Source organism: Natronorubrum amylolyticum, from assembly GCF_052040145.1.
Classification (GTDB): Archaea; Halobacteriota; Halobacteria; order Halobacteriales; family Natrialbaceae; genus Natronorubrum.
This window is the reverse complement of record NZ_JBPPFW010000001.1, coordinates 130,478-149,813: the sequence shown is the minus strand read 5'-3', so window position 1 is coordinate 149,813 and position 19,336 is coordinate 130,478. Positions and strand designations below refer to the sequence as shown.

At 65.0% G+C, this 19,336-nt stretch carries 20 protein-coding genes; 17 read left to right on the top strand and 3 right to left on the bottom strand.

Annotated features, from left to right (window positions below; all coding sequences use genetic code 11):
* Positions 1-5: 5 nt before the first annotated feature.
* The 3 genes from ACSFDB_RS00735 (at position 6) to ACSFDB_RS00725 (ending at position 2,220) form a co-directional block, all read left to right on the top strand.
* On the top strand, positions 6-635 hold the full coding sequence (locus ACSFDB_RS00735; protein WP_440769152.1) for a zinc metalloprotease: 630 nt from the start codon (positions 6-8) through the stop codon (positions 633-635).
* Between the two features lie 69 nt (positions 636-704).
* Positions 705-1,700: a phosphoribosylformylglycinamidine cyclo-ligase gene (purM, locus tag ACSFDB_RS00730; RefSeq protein WP_440769151.1), complete on the top strand. Its 996-nt coding sequence runs from the start codon at positions 705-707 to the stop codon at positions 1,698-1,700.
* A gap of 160 nt (positions 1,701-1,860) precedes the next feature.
* Positions 1,861-2,220 (top strand): hypothetical protein, encoded by a 360-nt coding sequence (locus ACSFDB_RS00725; RefSeq protein ID WP_440769150.1) that lies wholly within the window; start codon positions 1,861-1,863, stop codon positions 2,218-2,220.
* Positions 2,221-2,256: 36 nt separating this feature from the next.
* Here the strand turns inward: ACSFDB_RS00725 and ACSFDB_RS00720 are convergent, their stop codons facing one another.
* The gene (locus tag ACSFDB_RS00720) at positions 2,257-2,796 is read right to left on the bottom strand and encodes a macro domain-containing protein (protein ID WP_440769149.1); all 540 of its coding nucleotides are present in this window, start codon (positions 2,794-2,796) and stop codon (positions 2,257-2,259) included.
* A 130-nt stretch (positions 2,797-2,926) separates the two neighbouring features.
* Here ACSFDB_RS00720 and ACSFDB_RS00715 point away from each other — a divergent pair, with 130 nt between their 5' ends.
* Entirely contained in the window at positions 2,927-3,097 is a 171-nt protein-coding gene (locus ACSFDB_RS00715; RefSeq protein WP_440769148.1) for a hypothetical protein, read from the top strand.
* A 202-nt stretch (positions 3,098-3,299) separates the two neighbouring features.
* Positions 3,300-3,692 carry a hypothetical protein gene (locus ACSFDB_RS00710; protein WP_440769147.1) on the top strand — a complete coding sequence of 131 codons (393 nt, stop codon included), beginning with the start codon at positions 3,300-3,302 and terminating at the stop codon, positions 3,690-3,692.
* 120 nt (positions 3,693-3,812) lie between these two features.
* Here ACSFDB_RS00710 and dpsA read toward each other — a convergent pair whose 3' ends face one another.
* Positions 3,813-4,358, bottom strand: a complete 546-nt coding sequence (dpsA, locus tag ACSFDB_RS00705) for a DNA starvation/stationary phase protection protein DpsA (protein WP_090306991.1) — start codon at positions 4,356-4,358, stop codon at positions 3,813-3,815.
* 206 nt (positions 4,359-4,564) lie between these two features.
* On the opposite strand from dpsA, the gene ACSFDB_RS00700 reads away from it, so the two are divergent.
* The 12 genes from ACSFDB_RS00700 to ACSFDB_RS00645 all read left to right on the top strand — a co-directional run bounded on the left by ACSFDB_RS00700 (position 4,565) and on the right by ACSFDB_RS00645 (position 17,677).
* On the top strand, positions 4,565-6,034 hold the full coding sequence (locus ACSFDB_RS00700) for an aldehyde dehydrogenase family protein (RefSeq protein WP_440769146.1): 1,470 nt from the start codon (positions 4,565-4,567) through the stop codon (positions 6,032-6,034).
* A 170-nt stretch (positions 6,035-6,204) separates the two neighbouring features.
* Complete coding sequence (locus ACSFDB_RS00695) at positions 6,205-7,284, top strand: carbohydrate kinase family protein (protein WP_440769145.1); 1,080 nt, start codon at positions 6,205-6,207, stop codon at positions 7,282-7,284.
* A 66-nt stretch (positions 7,285-7,350) separates the two neighbouring features.
* The gene (locus ACSFDB_RS00690; RefSeq protein WP_440769144.1) at positions 7,351-8,523 is read left to right on the top strand and encodes a YhjD/YihY/BrkB family envelope integrity protein; all 1,173 of its coding nucleotides are present in this window, start codon (positions 7,351-7,353) and stop codon (positions 8,521-8,523) included.
* A gap of 49 nt (positions 8,524-8,572) precedes the next feature.
* Entirely contained in the window at positions 8,573-8,995 is a 423-nt protein-coding gene (locus ACSFDB_RS00685; protein WP_440769143.1) for a DUF7988 family protein, read from the top strand.
* A gap of 33 nt (positions 8,996-9,028) precedes the next feature.
* On the top strand, positions 9,029-9,505 hold the full coding sequence (locus tag ACSFDB_RS00680) for a YbaK/EbsC family protein (protein WP_440769142.1): 477 nt from the start codon (positions 9,029-9,031) through the stop codon (positions 9,503-9,505).
* Positions 9,506-9,668: 163 nt separating this feature from the next.
* Positions 9,669-10,322, top strand: a complete 654-nt coding sequence (locus tag ACSFDB_RS00675) for a hypothetical protein (protein ID WP_440769141.1) — start codon at positions 9,669-9,671, stop codon at positions 10,320-10,322.
* 150 nt (positions 10,323-10,472) lie between these two features.
* A complete protein-coding gene (locus ACSFDB_RS00670; RefSeq protein WP_440769140.1) occupies positions 10,473-11,855 on the top strand; it encodes a metal ABC transporter solute-binding protein, Zn/Mn family in 1,383 nt (460 codons plus the stop codon).
* 112 nt (positions 11,856-11,967) lie between these two features.
* A complete protein-coding gene (locus ACSFDB_RS00665; RefSeq protein ID WP_440769139.1) occupies positions 11,968-12,708 on the top strand; it encodes a metal ABC transporter ATP-binding protein in 741 nt (246 codons plus the stop codon).
* 14 nt (positions 12,709-12,722) lie between these two features.
* Positions 12,723-13,883 (top strand): metal ABC transporter permease, encoded by a 1,161-nt coding sequence (locus ACSFDB_RS00660; RefSeq protein WP_440769138.1) that lies wholly within the window; start codon positions 12,723-12,725, stop codon positions 13,881-13,883.
* 81 nt (positions 13,884-13,964) lie between these two features.
* Positions 13,965-16,085 carry an acetate--CoA ligase family protein gene (locus tag ACSFDB_RS00655; RefSeq protein WP_440769137.1) on the top strand — a complete coding sequence of 707 codons (2,121 nt, stop codon included), beginning with the start codon at positions 13,965-13,967 and terminating at the stop codon, positions 16,083-16,085.
* The gene (locus ACSFDB_RS00650; RefSeq protein WP_440769136.1) at positions 16,082-17,278 is read left to right on the top strand and encodes a phosphotransacetylase family protein; all 1,197 of its coding nucleotides are present in this window, start codon (positions 16,082-16,084) and stop codon (positions 17,276-17,278) included. Before ACSFDB_RS00655 ends, ACSFDB_RS00650 begins: the two co-directional genes overlap by 4 nt.
* A 105-nt stretch (positions 17,279-17,383) precedes the next feature.
* On the top strand, positions 17,384-17,677 hold the full coding sequence (locus ACSFDB_RS00645) for a PRC-barrel domain-containing protein (RefSeq protein WP_440769135.1): 294 nt from the start codon (positions 17,384-17,386) through the stop codon (positions 17,675-17,677).
* A gap of 124 nt (positions 17,678-17,801) precedes the next feature.
* Here the strand turns inward: ACSFDB_RS00645 and ACSFDB_RS00640 are convergent, their stop codons facing one another.
* On the bottom strand, positions 17,802-19,253 hold the full coding sequence (locus ACSFDB_RS00640) for a DHH family phosphoesterase (RefSeq protein WP_440769134.1): 1,452 nt from the start codon (positions 19,251-19,253) through the stop codon (positions 17,802-17,804).
* Positions 19,254-19,336: the final 83 nt, after the last annotated feature.

Below are 19,336 nucleotides of genomic sequence, written 5' to 3'. Positions count from 1 at the left end.
CCATCATGAGCACGCGAACCCGCCGATCGGAGCCCGAGTTGACCTTCTCCAGCAAGGAGCTGTTCGATCTCGCGGTGGCGTGGGTCACGCTTTCGGTCGCGTTCGCGCTGCTGTTCGCCCCGATTCACCGCGGGCTGGCCGATATCGGCTACTTCGGCGCGATGGTCGGCCTGAGCTTCGTCACCGTCGGCGTCGCTTTCCTGTTACACGAACTCGCCCACAAGGTCGTCGCGATCGAGTACGGCCAGATCGCCGAGTTCCGCGCGGACTACCAGATGCTGTTTCTGGCGATCATGAGCGCGCTGATCGGGCTCCTCTTTGCCGCGCCGGGAGCCGTCTACCACCGGGGCCGAATCACGAAAAAGGAGAACGCGATGATCGCCCTCGCCGGTCCGATCACCAACCACCTGCTCGCGCTCATGTTCCTCCCGCTGATGCTCTTTCCCGGCCTGCTCGGTACCATCGGACAGATGGGCATCTGGATCAATCTCCTGCTGGCGGCGTTCAACATGATCCCGTTCGGCCCGCTCGACGGCAAATCGGTCTACGACTGGAACAAGGGGATCTTCGCTCTCGTCTTCGTCCCGAGCGTGCTGCTCGCGGGATACGTGGTGTTATTCGTCGGTCTGTTCTGAGTTCGACGGACGACCCCATGCCTCGAGCGGACCGGTGACCTTTTGCTCGCCCCGGGAGGTCGTTCAGACATGACCGATTCAGCGGACGACGGGAGCGGGGAGGAACGGCTCACCTACGCCGAGACGGGCGTGGATATCGACGCCAGCGAGGACGCGACCGCGGCGCTGCTCGAGGCGTTCGGCAGCGACCTGACGACCGAGTACGCCGGCTTGCTCGACATCGGCGACCGCTATCTCGCGCTCGCGACCGACGGCGTTGGGACGAAACTCATCGTCGCGGAAGCGGTCTCGGACTTCTCGACGATCGGGATCGACTGCATCGCGATGAACGTTAACGACCTCGTTGCGGCGGGCGTCGAACCCGTCGCCTTCGTCGACTACCTCGCGATCGACGAACCGGACGACGACCTGACGAACGAGATCGGTGAGGGGCTCGCCGTCGGTCTCGAGGAGTCCGGCATGACCCTGCTGGGCGGCGAGACGGCCGTCATGCCCGAGGTCGTCTCGGGCTTCGACCTCGCGGGCACTTGCGCCGGACTCGCCGGGAAGGACGATATTCTCGAGGGCGAAGCTGCGGTCGGCGACGTGCTCGTCGGCTTCGCCTCGAACGGCATCCACTCGAACGGGCTGACGCTCGCTCGGGAGGCCGTAACGCGGGCACACGACTACACCGACGAGTTTCCCCCGAACCCCGAACGATCGATCGGCGAGGAACTGCTCCGACCGACGCGGATCTACACGGATCTGCTCGAGCCGATGCGCGAATACGACGTCCGCGCGGCGGCCCACATCACGGGCGGTGGCTGGACGAATCTGCTTCGGATGGGCGACCGCAAGTACGTGGTCGAGGAGCCGTTCCCGGCCCAGCCGATCTTCGAGTTCGTCCAGGAGGAAGGGAACGTGACCGACGAGGAGATGCACCGAACGTTCAACATGGGCACCGGCTTCGTCGTCGCCGTCCCCGAAGATCGAGCCGACGACCTCGCGTCCGCCACCGACGGCCGGATCATCGGTCGCGTCGAGGACGGCGAGAGCGTAGAGATTCGCGGCCTCTCGCTCGAGTAACCCGCGAACGCGATCCGTTTCGGTACTGACCGTTTGGTTCTGCTATCAGTCCCGTTCTGCCGTCGTCTCGTTTCATATCGGTCGGTATCCTGTCGTGAGTGACAACCGTGATATTAACACTGTCGTCGTTGAGCACGGATCCATGGACCGACGACGATTTGTGACAGGCGTTGCGACCGCCGCCACAGCCGCGCTGGCCGGCTGTGCGTTCGGTGACGAGGCGGAGCTATCCGCGGAGCTCGAGGACGACGACGGCAAATCCTTCGAGGCCGACGAGGGCGACGAACTCGAGGTGACCGTAACCGTCGAAGACGGGGACGCCGTCGACGTCTGGATCAGCTACGATCTCGACGAAACGGTCGAGAACGCGGACGGCGACGAGGACGGAGCCACGGCGTACTCCGGACCCGTGCTCGACGAAACCGTCGAGGACGAGGAGACCTTCGACGTCGAAATCCCGACCGACGGCTACTACGAGGTGATGGTAACGGGCGGCTCGGCGCGAGTAACCGTCGAGTGAACGGACGGCCGTGACCGAACGGGACTCGGCACACAGTTACCGATCGACCTCGTCCGCCGCCGCGAACTCGGACTGGGTCGTTCTCCCGGTCGCCGCGCGTACGGTATCGTACTCCTCGTCGCTGTAGGCGATGAACCGAACGTCCTCGAGTACGTCGGGCTCGTAGTCGCGAATCTCCTCGTCGATGATCTCAGCTCCGTCCGCGAGGTCGAAGCCGGCGACGCCACAGCCCAGCGCCGGGAGCACGAGCGACTGACAGCCGAGATCGTCGGCGCGCTCGAGCGCGTTCCGGGTCGCGTCGCGAATGCTCTCCGTTGTCGCCTGTCCGTCCCCGTAGTGGGGCATCGCCGCCGCGTGTATCACGTAGTCGGCGTCGAGATCGTAGGCGTCGGTGACCGCGACTTCGCCGAGGTCGGCCGGTCCCTCGTCCATGGCCTCCTCGTTGATCTCCTCGCCCGCGCCTCGCCTGAGCGCGCCGGCGACGCCCGATCCCATTCGAAGGCTCGTCCCGGCGGCGTTGACGAGCGCGTCGGCGGACTGTGCGGCGATGTCGCCCTGGACGACGTCGTACTCCATACGCGCGGCTACGGTCGCAATCGGTGTGAAAGTAACCCATGCCACCACTCGAGGCGAGCGCGCTTCCGAACTCCCACGATCTTAGGCCGACCAAAACCTTTTTAGATTTAGGCTCGCCTAACAACACGTGATGGACGTACCCGCCCGCAGGCAGGATTCCGATTCCGACTCCGAGACGCTCGAGGAGCCGTCGGCGGTCGTGAGCAGCCACGAGCCCCGCCCCGGCAAACTCATCATCACCGAACGCGGCAACACCGACGGCTGGATCGCCGCCGATTGCGCCGTCGACCTCCAGCGGTAAGTCGGCCGGGACCCCCGACTCCCACGCCTCGCTGCTGGACGACCGCTTCGGGACCGAGCGAAGCGACCGCGCTCGACCTCGTCTGGTCGAATCTCTCTCGTCTTGCCGACCCGGATCGACCTCCACTCGCTGACCCGAATCGACTTCCGTCTCGAACACACAGTCACAGCGGCTTTGTACGCCGCCCTCGAACCCGAGAATCATGCAGGTCACTCGAGCGGCGCTCCTGCGGGGCGCTCTCGCTGCGGGCGGATTCTTCCTGTTCACCGGCGTCGTCACCGGTCTCCTCCAGACGTCGCTGTTCGACCGCATGGTTCCCCGAACCGCACTCGATTACGGATTGCTGTCGCTGACGGCCGTTCTCGTCGGCGCGTACGTCACGCAGCGAGCGACGCTCGACGACTGCGGCGGCGACGGCTGTGCGTACGGCGGTGCGGCGGGCGGGTTCGTCGCCGTCGCCTGTCCACACTGCAACGCGGTACTCGTCGCGCTCTTCAGCGCGTCGTGGCTGGCCGCATACGTCGACCCGATCCGGCCGCTGCTGGGTCTTGTCGGCGTCGCACTCCTCGCGGAAATTATCTATCAGCGCGGCTGAGGGGGCGATCTCTCGACCGCACTTGGCGGCTCGTCGCGTGACAAACGCGAGCGACGACCGTCGCTCACGGCGGGTGAAAAATACGAGAATCGAAGCGGACTGCCGTCGTCGTCAGGCGCTCTATTTCGTCGCCTCTTCGAGCACGAGGGTGTCGTCCTCGAGGTAGTGCTCGAAGTGGTGGCCGTCTTCCTCGAGCGTCACGAGGATCTCACGCAAGATCTCGGTGGTGGCGTAATCGCCGAGGTTCTCCGCGAGTTCGATGCTGTCGCGCATCGACTCGATGATGTCGCCGTACATTTCGAGGTCGTTCTGGAACATCGTCCGGACGTCGTAGACGTCCTCGCCCTCGAACTCGACGGTCGCGCGACGTTCTAAGTTGGTCGGGCCGGAGACGGGGACGCCGCCGAGCGCCTGTGCGCGTTCTGCGATGACGTCAGCGCCGTGTTCGACGTTTTCGTAGGCCTCCTCGAGGAACTCGTGGAGTGGGAGGAACTCCGCGCCCTCGACGACCCAGTGGTGCTTTTTGAGCTGGTGGTACAGTACGTACGCGTTCGCCAGCTCCGTGTTGAGCGCTTCGACGATCTGTTCGGCCTTCTCCTGATCGAGGCGAAGTTCGTTCTCCTCGACGACGTCGGCCTGTTGACGGACGGTCTTCTGGGTGCTCATCGTGTTTCGATACTACACGCGCGTTCCACTTAAAGATTTCCCATGACAGAAATATTCTTTCGCAAAAGAGAACCATTGTTTCCTATTGTGCCGTTATATTTCGGGTCGTGTCACTCCCTCACTACTGGTGGCTGCTACCACCACACGAAGTGTAGTTTTTTCGAGAGTGAGTAAACATTTTTAGTGTGGGCGTCCTAAGCGTTCGTATGGCAACGAGAGTCGCACAGCGGAGAGAGCGGATCTACGTCGACGGGGAGTGGCTCGAGATGGAGAACGTCATCACGGTCTCGGATCTCGCCGACGGCGGCACCTTCGCCCAGGTGGACGCCGCGGATCCGGCGACGGCACAGACCGCGCTCGAGGCGGCCCACGAGATCAAACCGGAACTGCGCGAGACGTCGGTCGTCGAGCGCGCAACCTGGTGTGAGGAGATCGCTGACGGGCTTCGTGAGCGCGAGGAGGAACTGACGGAGATCATCGTCCGCGAGGCCGGCAAACCGGTCTCCTCGGCACGCGGCGAGGTCGGCCAAGCCGCAGAGCGATTCGACCGCGCGGCCGAAGAGGCTCGAAACATCGTCAGCAAGGGCGAGTATCGCGAGGGCTCGACCGAGGGCCACGAGGGCTGGCAAGCCATCGTCAAACACGAACCGATCGGTGCGGTGCTCTGTATCACGCCGTACAACTATCCGTTAGCGACGACGGCGTTACAGGTTGCCCCTGCACTCGCCGCCGGTAACAGCGTCCTGCTCAAACCGGCGAGCAAGACGCCGATCTCGGCCGCGATCCTCGCGGACGTCATCGCCGACGTCGACGGCATTCCGGACGGCGCGTTCAACTTCGTCCCCGGCGAAGCCAGCGAGATCGGCGACGTGCTGTCGGGCGATGACCGCGTCAACGCCATCGCGATGACCGGCTCCTCGGGGGCCGGCAAACACGTCGCCCGCGAGAGCGGCATGGTCAACCTCCACATGGAACTCGGCGGCAACGCGCCGGCGATCGTCTTCGACGACGCCGACCTCGAGGACGTCGCGGGCAACTGCGCCAAGGGCTCGTTCAAGTACGCCGGCCAGCGCTGTTCGGCCATCTCTCGCGTGCTCGCCCACGAGTCGATCCACGACGAACTCGTCGAGCTAATCGACGGCCAGATGGATAGCTGGACGGCCGGAAACCTCTTCGACGAGGATACCGCCTTTGGCCCCCTTATCAGTGAAGACCAGGCCGACTGGGTCGAGGAACTCGTCGAAGACGCGGTCGAGAAGGGTGCCGATCTCGTCCGCGGTGGCGAGCGACGCGCCCCCGAGGGCGTCCCCGAGGAACTGGGCAACCAGTTCTTCGAACCGACGCTGCTCGCGAACGTCCCCCACGACGCCCGCATCGTCGACGAAGAGCAGTTCGGTCCCGTCGCCGTCGTCACGACCTTCTCGGACCAGGAGGAGGCGCTCGAGATCGCCAATGGCTCCGACCTCGCCCTCGACGCCGCCGTCTTCACCAGCGACCACAACCGGGCGATGGACGTCGCGAACCGCGTCGACGCCGGCGCCGTCCGCATCAACGGCGCGCCGAGCCACGGCCTCGGCGACATCCCCTTCGGCGGCAACAAGGACTCCGGTATCGGCCGCGAGGGTCTCGACGCTTCGATTCACGCGATGCTCCGCAAGAAGAGCATCGTCCTCTAACCGGCGACACACGAACAGTCCCACCCGCTCTTCGCCGGTCAGCCGTCCTCGCTGACTGCGTTTCGAACTCTCCTCTCCGCTCTCGTTTGCGACCGTCTGCAACGCTCCCCCCTCGAGAGCACTCGAGCGACACAGGTACGCCTAACTTGTCGGCTACGCGAGTGGCAGCTATGACGCACGACGTACTCGTGGCCGGCGAGACGCTGATCGATTTCTTGCCCGAGCGACCGGGACCGCTCGAGGACGTCCCGGGCTTCGAGCGTCGACCCGGCGGTGCGCCGGCAAACGTCGCCGTCGGGCTCGCTCGCCTCGAGCACGCGCCCCAGTTCTGGACCCGCGTCGGCGACGATCCGTTCGGTCGCTACCTCGAATCGACGCTTTCGGACGCGGGGCTTCCGACCCGATTCGTCGAGCGCGACGCCGACGCCAAGACGACGCTCGCGTTCGTCACCCACGACGAGACGGGCGACCGCGAGTTCAGCTTTTATCGCGACCGAACGGCGGATACGCGCCTCGAGCCCGGCCGAGTCGACGATGCGACGCTCGCGGACCTCGAGTGGGTTCACGCCGGCGGCGTCACCCTCGCGAGCGGCGCGTCGCGGGAGGCGACGCTGGACCTCCTCGAGCGGGCGTCCGCGGCGGGCTGTACCACCTCGTTCGATCCGAACTTCAGGCCGGAGCTATGGCCCGACGCGGAGACCTTCGCCCGCGTCGTTCGCGACGCGCTCGCTCACGTCGACGTCTGCAAGGCGACCGTCGAGGAGCTCGAGCGGCTCGGGTTCGAGGCCGGCTCGGCGTCGACGGAGTCCGACTCGGAACCGGGCGCTGCGTCGTCGTCGAAATCAGAAGCAATTGCTCGAGCCGTACTCGAGGACGGTGGAGCGGAAGACGGCCCGCATACCGTGTTCGTGACGCGTGGAGGCGAGGGAGCCGTCGGGCTGTCGTCTCCGCGTGCACCGTGGACGACGGCCGATTCGGGGTCGACTGCGGCCGAAACCGATCTTCGACTCGTCGACCACCCCGGGTTCGACGTCGACGTCGTCGATACGACCGGCGCCGGCGACGCGTTTGTCGCGGGCGTGATCGCCGGGTTGCGCGACGACCGATCGCTCGAGGCGACGCTCGCGTTCGCAAATGCGGTCGCGGCGACGACCACGACCGGGACGGGAGCGATGACCGCGCTGCCGACTCGGGGCGCGGTCGACTCGATTATAGAGGACGGCACCGAGAGCCCTCCGAGAGATAGCTGAGGCGGGTTAAGGGACACGGTGGCTGCAAGCCAACGGGCTATCATGGTCCAGTGCCGTTTGTCTCGTATGTCTACGGACGTTCGGGACGGCATCGCCTTCGGAAAGACGGTCGTCGACGGCATTCAGGAGACGAACGTGCCCTTCATGGCCGCGAGCATCGCGTATCAGGCGTTCATCTCGCTGATCCCGTTGCTCGTGCTCGTCTTCTTCCTCGTGACGCTCGTCCCGGACGAGCAGTTCGCGACACAGGTCACGGAGACGACACAGGGCACCCTCCCGGAGAGCGGCCAGCTGCTCGTCGAGGAGTCCCTCGAGGACTCACCCGCGACGGCGGGGTCGACGATCATCGGCGTCGTCATCCTCGTTTGGGGGTCGCTGAAGATTTTCAGGGGGTTGGATACGGCCTTCTCCGAGATTTACGGAACGGCCGGTGAGAACTCGTTCGTCGAACAGCTTCGTGACGCCCTGCTCGTCTTCGGTGCGATCGGCGGCGCGCTGATCGCGGCGGCCGGCATGGGGATCGTTTTCGCGTTCCTGCCGAGCATTCCCGGGTTCGGTCTGTTGCAGTCGCTGCTGCTCCTCATCGTGCTCACGGCCGCGTTCTATCCGATGTACTACTACTTCCCCGACGTCGAGGGGATCTCCAAACGTGAGGTGATTCCCGGCGTCATCGTCGCGGCCGTCGGCTGGATGGCACTGCAGTCGCTTTTTCGCGTGTACGTCGCGTTCGCTGCCGACTCGGGTGGTGGCGCAGTCGGTGCCATCCTCCTGTTGTTGACGTGGCTCTACTTCGGCGGCCTCATCCTGCTCTCGGGCGCCGTCGTCAACGCCATCGGAACTGGCTATCTCGTCCCCGAAGACGAGTCCGAGACCGACGACGAGGAGGTGGCTCTCTCCGAGGAGTCTATCGCTGCGACCGACCGCGAGTCGTTCGTCGACGATGACCAACGCGAGCGCGAGCGACTCGTCGACCGCGTAGACGGGCTCGAACGCGAGCGAAATCAGATTCAACTCGATCTCGAGGCCCAGCGGGATCGTCGGTACCGACTCGAGGACCGCGTCGACGATCTCGAAGCCAAAAACCGGGAGCTGTCGGAGGCGAACGAACGACTCCGACGTGAACTCGAGGAACACCAACGAGCGGCGACGGACGATCCGGCGTGGCGACGAGCGCTACGAACGGTGGCACGGCACGTACAGACGCTGAAGATCGGGACCGTCGAACGCCGGCGAGAGTAGCCGGAAGCGAGTCGGGACACCTTAGTGACTCCCACTCGCAGTCGTAGCCGTGTCGTACCCGGTCCGAGACGTTCGACGCCGGATTCAGGACGAGCACGCCGCGATCGTCGACGGCATCGATCACTGCGCGACGCAGGTCGCCGACCCCTGGGACACCGCTCGCACGACCGACCGCGACGCGGTGGTCGACGGGCTTCGAGGGGCGCTCGAGGCGACCGGGCTGCTCGAGCAGCTGCCGCTCGTGCTCGCCGACGTCGTCGACGCGACGGGCTACGAACTGCGAGCGCAGCCGGTCGCCGCGCCGCCGTACGTCGTCGTCACGAGTCGCGGACCGGTCCTGCGGGCGACGATCGATCCCGGACGGCTGGTCGTCCGGTTCGACGTCTTCGACGTCGTTCGTGACCGCGAGACGGGGAAGTTGCCGGCGTACCGACGTCGAAACGGCGTTCGGCTCTCGGTCTCGCTCGAGTGAACGTTTTTGTGGCCCTGATCGTAACAAGAGCCCATGCATCCACGTGCGACGGCGTTCGCAGAACGCGCCCGCGACGAGTACGAGTTCGACCCCGACGTCGAGGAGTTTCCCGAAGGAACGAAAACGGCAGCCGACGCCGCGGACGCGGTTGGTTGTGACGTCGGCCAGATCGCCAGTTCGCTCGTGTTCGACGTCGACGGCTCGCTCGTCGTCTCGGTGACCAGCGGTGCGAACCGAGTCGACGAGGCCGCACTCGGTGCGGCGTTCGACGTACGCGGCGACGCCGTCTCGATGGCGGACGCCGGGGAGATCAAAGACGAACTCGGCTGGTCGATCGGCGGCGTGCCGCCGTTCTGTCACGACCGACCCGTTCCGGTCGTCGTCGACGAAACGTTGCTCGAGCACGAAACCGTCTGGGCGGCCGCGGGGACGCCGGAGGCTGTCTTCCCCATCGATCCCGACGAGCTACGACGGCTTGCGGACGCCGAGCCGACGGTCGTCACCGGCTAACACGCGACGTCTCGGTGAAACTCCTCCGTCCCTGTTTTTGGCCCTCGTGGGCGCAGCGAGTTGTTCGACGAGTGTTTAGCATCTTCCCAACTCTGCTTATTCTCCATTATTAACATCGTCAACTTCATTACTAATGAGTCGCAACTCTCCGATGATACCTATCATGACCGTAGACCCACAATCGGCAACTCGCCGAAAGCTGCTCGCAGCGTCCGGTTCGATTACACTTGCTGGTCTCGCCGGCTGTCTCGGTGGTGACGACGATGACGGAGACGACGACAACGGCGACGATGACAATGGCGACGAAAACGGTGGAGACGACGTGGAATCCCTCGAGATCGAGGAGTTCCACCTGCTCGACCGAGACCACGACGAGGACGTCATCGCCTACGTTCACGGCGACCACTGGGACCACGGTCCGCTGATGGTCCCGGACGGTGATTACGTCTCGCTCGGTGCCTACGTCGAGGATGCCAACGGCGACGAAGTCGAACTCGGCGAAGACGTCGAACTCGACGCCGAGATCTACGAGGGGGCCGACGAAATCGTCTCCGTCGACCCCCACGGCGACCACCTCCACGTCGAGGGAGACGAGGAGGGATTCACCGATATCGTCTTCCAGTTAGTCGAGGACGACGAGGTCGTCTACGAGACGCCCGAACTCGAGATCGAGGTCGGCGACGGCGAGCAAGAACACGTCGACATGGACGACGACCACGACCACGATCACGACGACGATCACGACCATGACCACGACGACGATCATGATGATGATCACGACCACGACGATGACCATGATCACGACGACGACCACTAACGTCGTTGTTCGTTGAGTCGTGGTTTGGCTTCAAGCGAGCTAGTTCCCCGTTTTTAGTTGTTGCTAACACTCGAGAGACCGGTGGCAGCAGTTATTAAACACTCTCTTCGAGATAATAATACTTTTAACCACGCATCGACTTCGTCCGGTATGAACCGTACACGCCGTTCGGTGCTGCAGTCGGGGGCCGGCGTGGTCGCCCTCAGTACGCTCGCCGGCTGTTTGAGCGAGCCCGACAGCGACGCCACAGAAGGGGGGTATGCAGCGTTTTTCGCACTGCACGACTGGGCGGAACAGGTTGCTGGTGACGAAATGGAGTTCGAAAACCCCATCCCGACCGGCGAGATGGGCCACGGCGAGGAACCGCCGGCCGATATCCAGCGCGACATCGTCGACGGCGACGTCTTCGTCTACCTCGATACCGTCGAGTTCGACTGGGCACAGGATATCGCCGCCGACATCGAAACCGACTACGACCACGTCACGCTGATCGACGGAATGGCGGGACTCGAGAGCCAGTTGCTCCCGCTCGGCGACGACGATAGCGATGGTGCCGACCGCCAGCCCGACGAGTATGACGACGATCCGGCCGATGTCTCCGTTAGAACCTTCGACGTCTACGACCGGCCGTCGGGCACCGAAGTCGCCTACTGGCATACCAGCGCTGATCACTGGCACGGCGAACTCCCCGAGATCCCGGTCGGTGGCACGACTGCCGTCGAGGGTGTGTTCGAGGACGCCAACAGTCGCGTCCTACCACTCGGCGAGACCGAGCCGTTCCAACTCGACGCGCGAGTCGTCGACGGCGCGAACGAGGACGTCCTCGAGATCGAGTCCGAAGGCGATCACGTCGTCTTCCGTGGCCTCGAAACCGGACAAACTCGAATCGTCTTCGAACTCGTCGCCGACGGCGAGGTCGTCTGGGACACGAGCGCGGACAATATGAGAGCGGATGTCGTCGAGGACGCCGAGCCGCCGGAGTCCTACGACCCGCACGTCTGGGTCGATCCCGTCCTCGCAGGAGAGATCGTCGAGACGATCGCCGATGGGGTCGCCGAAGCCGATCCGGATAACGCCGAGGTGTACGAGGAGAACGCCGCGGAGTACGTCGACCGCCTCGAGGCGGTCCACCAGCAGTTCGACGACCTTTCAGCGAACGCAGAACGCGACGTCGCCGTCCTCGCCGGGCACGACTCGTTCCAGTACCTCGAGCACCGGTACGGGTTCGAGATCCACACGGCCCAGGATATTTCGCCGGACGCCGGCGTCACGTCTGGGGATCTCGCCGATACGATCGAGATCATCGACGACAACGACATCGAGACGATCCTCTACGACCCGTTCGAGGGCGACGAGGGATCACTACCGACCGACGTCGAGCATCTCCTCGAGAACAGCAATGCGGAGAACGCGGAGCCGATCAGCCCCGCGGAGGGGACGACCCAGGAGTGGGAGGACGACGGCTGGGGATGGGTCGAACAGATGGAGGAGCTGAACCTGCCATCCCTGCGAAAAGCGCTCGGTGCGGAATGATCGCGGTGTCGCGCGGGACGGTCGGACAATCGACCGAACCGACCAAAGCGGAAGCGGCATCGAAACTGGAAGAACTAAGCGCATCCGCGTCCGAAACCGGAGTGAATACACAGTGAGCTCGGTCATCGACGTTCGGGACGTGTCGTTCGCCTACGGCGGACAGCCCGCGGTCACGGACGTGTCGCTGGCCATCGAGGAGGGCGACTTCCTCGGCCTGATCGGTCCCAACGGCTCCGGCAAAACGACACTGTTACACCTCATGCTCGGGCTGCACTCGCCCGACAGCGGGGAGATCGAGCTGTTCGGCCAGCCCGTCGAGGAGTTCGACCAGGGCGACCGGATCGGCTACGTCTCCCAGCAGGCGACCAGCGGCGGCGGCACCATGCCGGTCACCGTCCGCGAGTGCGTTCGGATGGGCCGCTTCGCCCACGTCGGTCACTCGAGAATGACCCACGAGGACCGCAAAATCGCCGACGAAGCGCTCGAGACGGTCGGCATCACGAACCTGGCCGACCGCCGAGTCAACCAGCTTTCGGGCGGCCAACGCCAGCGCGCCTACATCGCGCGAGCGTTGGCGTCGGAGGCCGACCTGCTCGCGCTGGACGAGCCGACAGTCGGCGTCGACGCCGAGTCTCGAGACGCCTTCTACCAGCTACTCGAGACCCTCAATGACTCGGGAATCACGATCGTTCTGATCGAACACGACATCGGCGTCGTCACGGACCGCGCGAATCGTATCGCTTGCATCAACACTGAACTGTACCACCACGGCGACACCGAGTCGTTCGTCGAGAGCGACGCGCTGGCCGAAGCGTACGGGACGACGGGCACGGTCGTCCACCACCACCACTGACCGATGAGTGAGCAATGAGTCAAGGCGAAGACCACGCCGTCGATCCGGACGTCTCGAGTACGACCACTACGACACCGGCCGCTGCGGCCGATACGTTCCGCCTGCTCCAGCTGTTCGGGATCGTCGTGGTCGGCCTGCTGGCGGCGGTGATGATCGGGTTCATCGCGCTCGACTGGCTCCGGCTGTATCCGTACGCCGACTCGTATTCCGTAGTCGACACGTTCTACTCGGCGACGGGGATCGATCCCGCCATCGGGTTCGTCTTCGAACAGGTCATGATCGTCGGCCAATGGATGGACTACTGGTTCGGAACGAACGTCTTCCAGCACCCGTTCATGTGGCGGTCGATCGCGACCGGCGTTCTCATCGGGATCGTCGCACCGCTGGTCGGCACCTATCTGGTCCACCGGCAGATGGCTCTGATCGGTGAGACGCTCGCGCACACGGCATTCGCCGGCGTCGCGGTCGGGCTCATCGTAATCGGCGTGACCGGGCTCGGATCGGGGAGTACGGGACTCGAGGGATCGCTCCTGTTCATCGCGCTCGTCGTGAGTATCCTCGGCGCGCTGGCCGTCCAGTGGCTGACCGAACGCACGAATACGTTCGGCGACGTGCCGATCGCGATCATGCTCAGCGGGAGCTTCGCCGTCGGAACCTTGCTCATCAGCTGGGGCCGGGGCACCGTTCCGGTGTCCATCGACATCGAGGCCTACCTCTTCGGCAGCCTCGCGGTCGTCACCGCGGGCGGTGCCCGCCTGATGGCCGTGTTGAGCGTCGCCGTCGTCGGCGTGGTCGCGCTTACGTACAAACAGCTGCTCTTTATCACGTTCGACGAACAGGCCGCCCGCGTTGCCCAGCTCAACGTCGGCTGGTACAACACTCTGCTCGTCGTCATGACCGCGGTCGTGGTCGTCGGCGCGATGCAGGTACTGGGCGTGATTCTCGTCGCCGGAATGCTCGTGATCCCCGTCGCGGCGGCCTCGCAGATCGCCCGCAGCTTTCGGGAGACGCTCTACCTCTCGATCCTGATCGGGCAGATTTCGGTGCTCGGCGGCTTCGCGTTCGCGATCAGTCAGAGCCTCCCGTCGGGCGGGTCGATCATCGTCGTCGCGATTCTCATCTACGTGCTCGCAGTCGTCTTCTCCGAACGGTCGGCCGCGCTCTCGATGCACTGAACTGCCAGCAGATCGGCACCGGCTCCCCGATTGTGGGAGCAGGGGACGCCTTTAATCCGACGCGGCCCGATTCGTCGAACGATGGGACGGTTATCCGCACTCTTCGATCCCCAATCCGTCGCCGTAGTCGGAGCCACCGACCGCGAGGGTGCCGTCGGTCGGGCGATCCTCGAGAACTTACGCGACGAGTTCGACGGCGAGGTCGTGCCGATCAACCCGACGCGCGAGGAGGTGCTGGGGATCGAGTGCTACGCAGACGTGTCGAGCGCGCCGGCTGTCGATCTGGCGATCGTCGTGGTTCCGCCCGATGCCGTGATCGAAACCTTGCGGGACGCCGGCGAGGCCGGAACGGAGAACGCCGTCGTCATCACCGCCGGCTTTGCCGAGACGGGCGGTGAAGGTGCCACGCGCGAACGCGAACTCCGCGCGGTCGCCGACGAGTACGATCTCAACGTCGTCGGGCCGAACAGCCTCGGAATCATGTCGACGCCGAACGGGATGAACGCCACGTTCGGCCCCGAGAACGCACTCGAGGGGTCGATCTCCTTTATGAGCCAGTCGGGGGCGTTCATCACCGCCGTCCTCGACTGGGCCAACGAACAGGAGATCGGCTTTCAGGACGTCGTCTCGCTCGGTAACAAGGCCGTCCTCGACGAGACCGACTTCGTTCGCGAGTGGGGCGACGATCCGGACACCGACGTCATCATTGGCTACCTCGAGGGGATCGACGACGGCGACGAGTTCATCGACGCCGCTCGCGAGGTGACCGACGACACGCCGATCGTCCTCGTCAAATCGGGCCGGACGGACGCCGGGGCACAGGCCGCCTCCTCGCACACGGGAGCCATCGCCGGCAGCGAGCGCGCCTACGAAGCCGGCCTCGAGCAGGCCGGCGTGATTCGGGCTAACTCCGTCCAGGAACTGTTCGACTACGCGCGGGCGCTGTCGGGGCTCCCCGAACCCGAACACGACGGCGTCGCCGTCGTCACGAACGCCGGCGGTCCCGGCGTGCTCACGACCGACGCGGTGGGGGACTCCCGTCTCGAGATGGCGACGTTCACCGACGAGACGATCGCCGCACTGACCGAGACGATGCCTGAGGAGGCCAACGTCTACAACCCGATCGACGCCATCGGCGATGCGGACGTCGAACGCTTCGGCGAGGCGCTCGACACCGCACTCGGCGATCCGAACGTCGGCAGCGCGGTCGTCGTCAGCGCGCCGACCGCCGTCCTCAAGTACGACAAACTCGCCGAGACGGTGATCGAGAAACGCGAGGATCACGATACGCCCGTCGTCACCTCCCTGATGGGCGGCGAGCGCGCACGGGCCGCCGAGGAGGTTCTCCGGGAGTTTGGCATCCCGAACTACTTCGATCCCGCGCGAGCGGTCTCAGGACTCGACGCGCTCGCCCGCTTCCGGGAGATCCGTGAGCGGACCGTCGACGACCCCGAGCGCTTCGACGTCGACCGCGAACGGGCCCGCGAGGTCCTCGCGCGAGCCGCACACCGCGACGACAACCGACTCGGCGTCGAGTCGATGGACCTGCTCGAGGCCTACGGCATCCCGACGCCCGAGGGCGAGATCGTCGACGATCCGGAACGGGCGCGCGAGGTCGCCGCGTCGATCGAGGGCGACGTCGTCATGAAGATCGTCAGCCCCGACATCAGCCACAAGTCCGATATCGGCGGCGTCAAAGTCGGCGTTGCGGACGACGACGTCTACGACGCCTACGAGGACCTCGTCGCTCGAGCGCGTAACTACCAGCCCGACGCGGCCGTTCTCGGCGTGCAGGTCCAGGAGCTAGTCGATCTCGACACCGCTACCGAGACGATCGTCGGCGTGAACCGCGATCCGCAGTTCGGTCCCCTCCTACTGTTTGGGCTCGGCGGCATCTTCGTCGAGATCCTGGAGGACACCTCGGTTCGCGTCGCCCCGATCGGGGCGGACGAGGCCCGAGAGATGGTCGACGAGATTCGAGCCGCACCGCTGTTGCGCGGTGCTCGCGGGCGCGAGCCCGCGGACGTCGAGGGAGTCGTCGAGACGATTCAACGTCTCTCGCAGCTGGTGACTGACTTCCCGGCGATCCTCGAACTCGACGTGAACCCGCTCGTTGCGGGGCCGGACGGCGTACAGGCGATCGATCTCAGACTGACCGTCGACGCGGAGACGCTCGAGACGGACGATACGGAGAAAGCATGACCGACACCGAACCCACGGACCCACCCACCGACCCCGAGACCGGCACCGACCCAGCTACTGGCACCGACCCCGAGACGGCCGCCGACGAATCGACCGCGGCCGCGACGAGCGACGCGGCGAGCGAGCGCGACACCGACGCGATCCTCGTCGCATCCCTCGAAGAGAGCACCGGCAAGACGGCGATCACGCTCGCGCTCGCCCGGATCGCCCAGCGCGAGGGCGACAGCGTCGGCTACATGAAGCCCAAGGGAACTCGCCTGCAGAGCAACGTCGGCAAGACGCTCGACGAGGACCCAATGCTCGCTCGAGAGCTGCTCGACCTCGAGGCCGAGATGCACGATCTGGAGCCGATCGTCTACTCGCCGACGTTCGTCGAGCAGGCGATGCGCGGCCGCGAGGACCCCGCGGAACTCCGCGAGCGCGTCGTCGAGGCGTTCGAGACGCTCGCGGCCGACCGCGATCGAGTGTTCCTCGAGGGCGGCGGCGAGTACGATATCGGTGGGATCGTCGAACTGACCGATGTCGACATCGCAGAGCTGCTGGACGCTCGCGTCGTTCTCGTCGCCTCGTACGCGGTTCCCGGGGACGTCGACGACGTGCTGGCCGCGGCCGACGCCTTCGGCGACCGGCTGGCCGGTGTCGTCTTCAACGACGTTGCGGACGCGGCGTACGATCCGCTCGAAACCGACGTCGTTCCCTTCCTCGAGAGCCGAGGCGTTCCGGTCTTCGGGGCAGTGCCGAGCGAACGGACGCTGTCGGGTGTCACGGTCGCCGAGCTAGCAGACGCACTCGGCGCGACGACGCTCGTCGAGGGCGAGACGGACGGCTACGTCGAACGGTTCAGCGTCGGCGCGATGGGGCCGGACAGCGCGCTGCGTCACTTCCGGCGGACGAAAGACGCGGCCGTGATCACGGGTGGCGACCGTGCCGAGATCCACACGGCCGCGCTCGAGGCCCCCGGCGTCCGCTGTCTCATTCTGACCGGGGGTCACCGGCCGTCGGGCGCGATCATCGGGCAAGCGACGGAGCAGGGGCTGGCGATCCTCTCGGTGCAGACGGACACGCTCACGACGGTCGAGCGGGCCGAAGATATCGTCCGGAGCGGCCGGACGCGCGACGCCGAGACGGTCGATCGGATGGAGGAACTGCTGTCCGATCACACGGCCGTCGACGCGGTTCTCGACGGCCAGTAGCCGGGCGGCAGCCGGGTGGACACTGGTTTTGATTTCACGTATGCACGTCCCGACGACTGTCATGTCTGACCAAGATTAAAGAGTCCACCACGCATGAACCCAGACATGGACGACACTCCGCAAGAAATTACCTCTCTCGTCGGACGCGAGGTGTACTCGAACAACGGCGTCTTCGTCGGCGAAGTCGAGGATCTCCGCCTGAACGTCGACGGCCAGACCGTCACCGGACTCGCACTCGGCGACCTGAACTCCGAACTGTTCGCAAGCACATCCCACGGCGGACAGGGCGTTATCGTGCCTTACCGCTGGGTTCGCGCCGTCGGCGACGTGATTCTGATTAACGACGTCGTCGAACGCGTCCGCCAGCCCGACGAGGAAGAGGACGAACTGATCGCCTGAGCGGGACTCGGCACTGTTCGTTACTCGTCGAAAGGTACTGCGAGCGACTCGCACGGCGGTTCCCTGTGGGCGGTCGTGAGAGTCGGCGGCGATAGAACAGTTTCTCCTCGGATCGATTCGTCCGTCAGTTCCCGTTCGAGCCTTCGCTGGTGCCTTCGACGCCCATCGCGTCGAACAGCGTCCGTTTGACCGCTTCCTCGGTCAACTCGAGCAACGTATCCCGCGTATCATCCGAGATTTCGATGCCGGTGAAGATGCCCAGCGGAATCTCCGCGCTGGCCTGCGTCGAGTGACCTGCGGTCTCGCCCATCTCTCCGTAGGCGTCCTCGAGCACTTTGCCGATGTTGATGCGGATGTCCTTCGAGCGGCCGGCGAGGAAAATGGTCTCGTCGGCGATGCCGAAAACTGCCGTAGTCGTGACGCCCTCGAGATCCAACAGGTGGCTGGCAGCCTGGGTCAGCGCCTCGCGGTCGCGGACCAGTCCGGCGTTCGAGACCAGGTGACTCCCCTGGACGTCCCGGTTGGTGATCGCTTCGGCGAGGACGTCCAACGTCTCGGGGGACATCGACGGCGACTCGACCTGCTCTAACGTGTCGTGGTTGGCGAACGGGTAGAGATAGGCCGCGGCGGTGAGATCAGCGGGGGTAGTGTCGCGTTTGAAATCCAGCGTCTCGGCCCGGATACCGTAGAGGAGTGCGGTCGCAACCTCCTCGGAGACGTTCATGTCGAACTCCTGGATGTACTTCGTCATGATCGTCGACGTGGAGGACATGTTGGGTCGGATGTCGACGAACTCGGGTTCGTACTCCGCTTCGGGTTCGTGATGGTCGACGATGATGTCCACCGAGAGATCCATCTCGGAAGACGTCGCGTGGTCGACCAGCGCGACGGTGTCGTACACCGTGTGGTCCTCGACCTCGTCCCACTGGACCAGATCGATCCCCAGCAGGTTGACGAACGCGCGGTTCTCCTGGTGACCGACGTCACCCAGATAGATGATGTCCGACTCGATGCCGAGATGGGAAGCGATAGCCTGTAAGGCCGCCGCGCTCGCGATCGAGTCCGGATCCGGACTGTCCTGCGTGACGATCGCCAGCCGCTCGGAGGTCTGCTCTAATAGCTGGGCGAGTTTCCCCGCGTTGTACTCGAGTTCGCCCGACTCGAGGGCTCGAAGCGCGGACTCGGCGATCACCGAAGAAGGGTTGATGACGATGTCGGCGCCGAGCTCCTCGAGTTCGTCGCCGGAGACGGGATCGCTCGCGCGGGCGACGAGGAACTGGGTGTCGTCGACGGCGCGGACGTGTTCGACGGCCTGTTTGTTGGATTCGACGTCGGAGGCGAGGATGAGGACGACGTCGCGGTCGGCGACGAGGTCGGCGGTTTCGGGCTCGCGGATGTCGGCCGTGCGAGCGTCTAAGTCCTGGTCGCGGAGCGACTCGACGCGGCTCTCGTCGCGGTCGATGATCAGGACGTCCTTGCCCTGTTCGACGAGTTCCTCCGCGACGGCGTAGCCGACGCTCCCACAGCCCAAGATCGCGTAGTCAGAGATCGACGAGATCGTAACCCCCGTACTCATTGAACGTGTGGTCGGACCGACCGCACTTAACGCTCCCGAAGATTGTTACGTAGCGAATGTGCGTTCGTGTCGGTACCACCGTC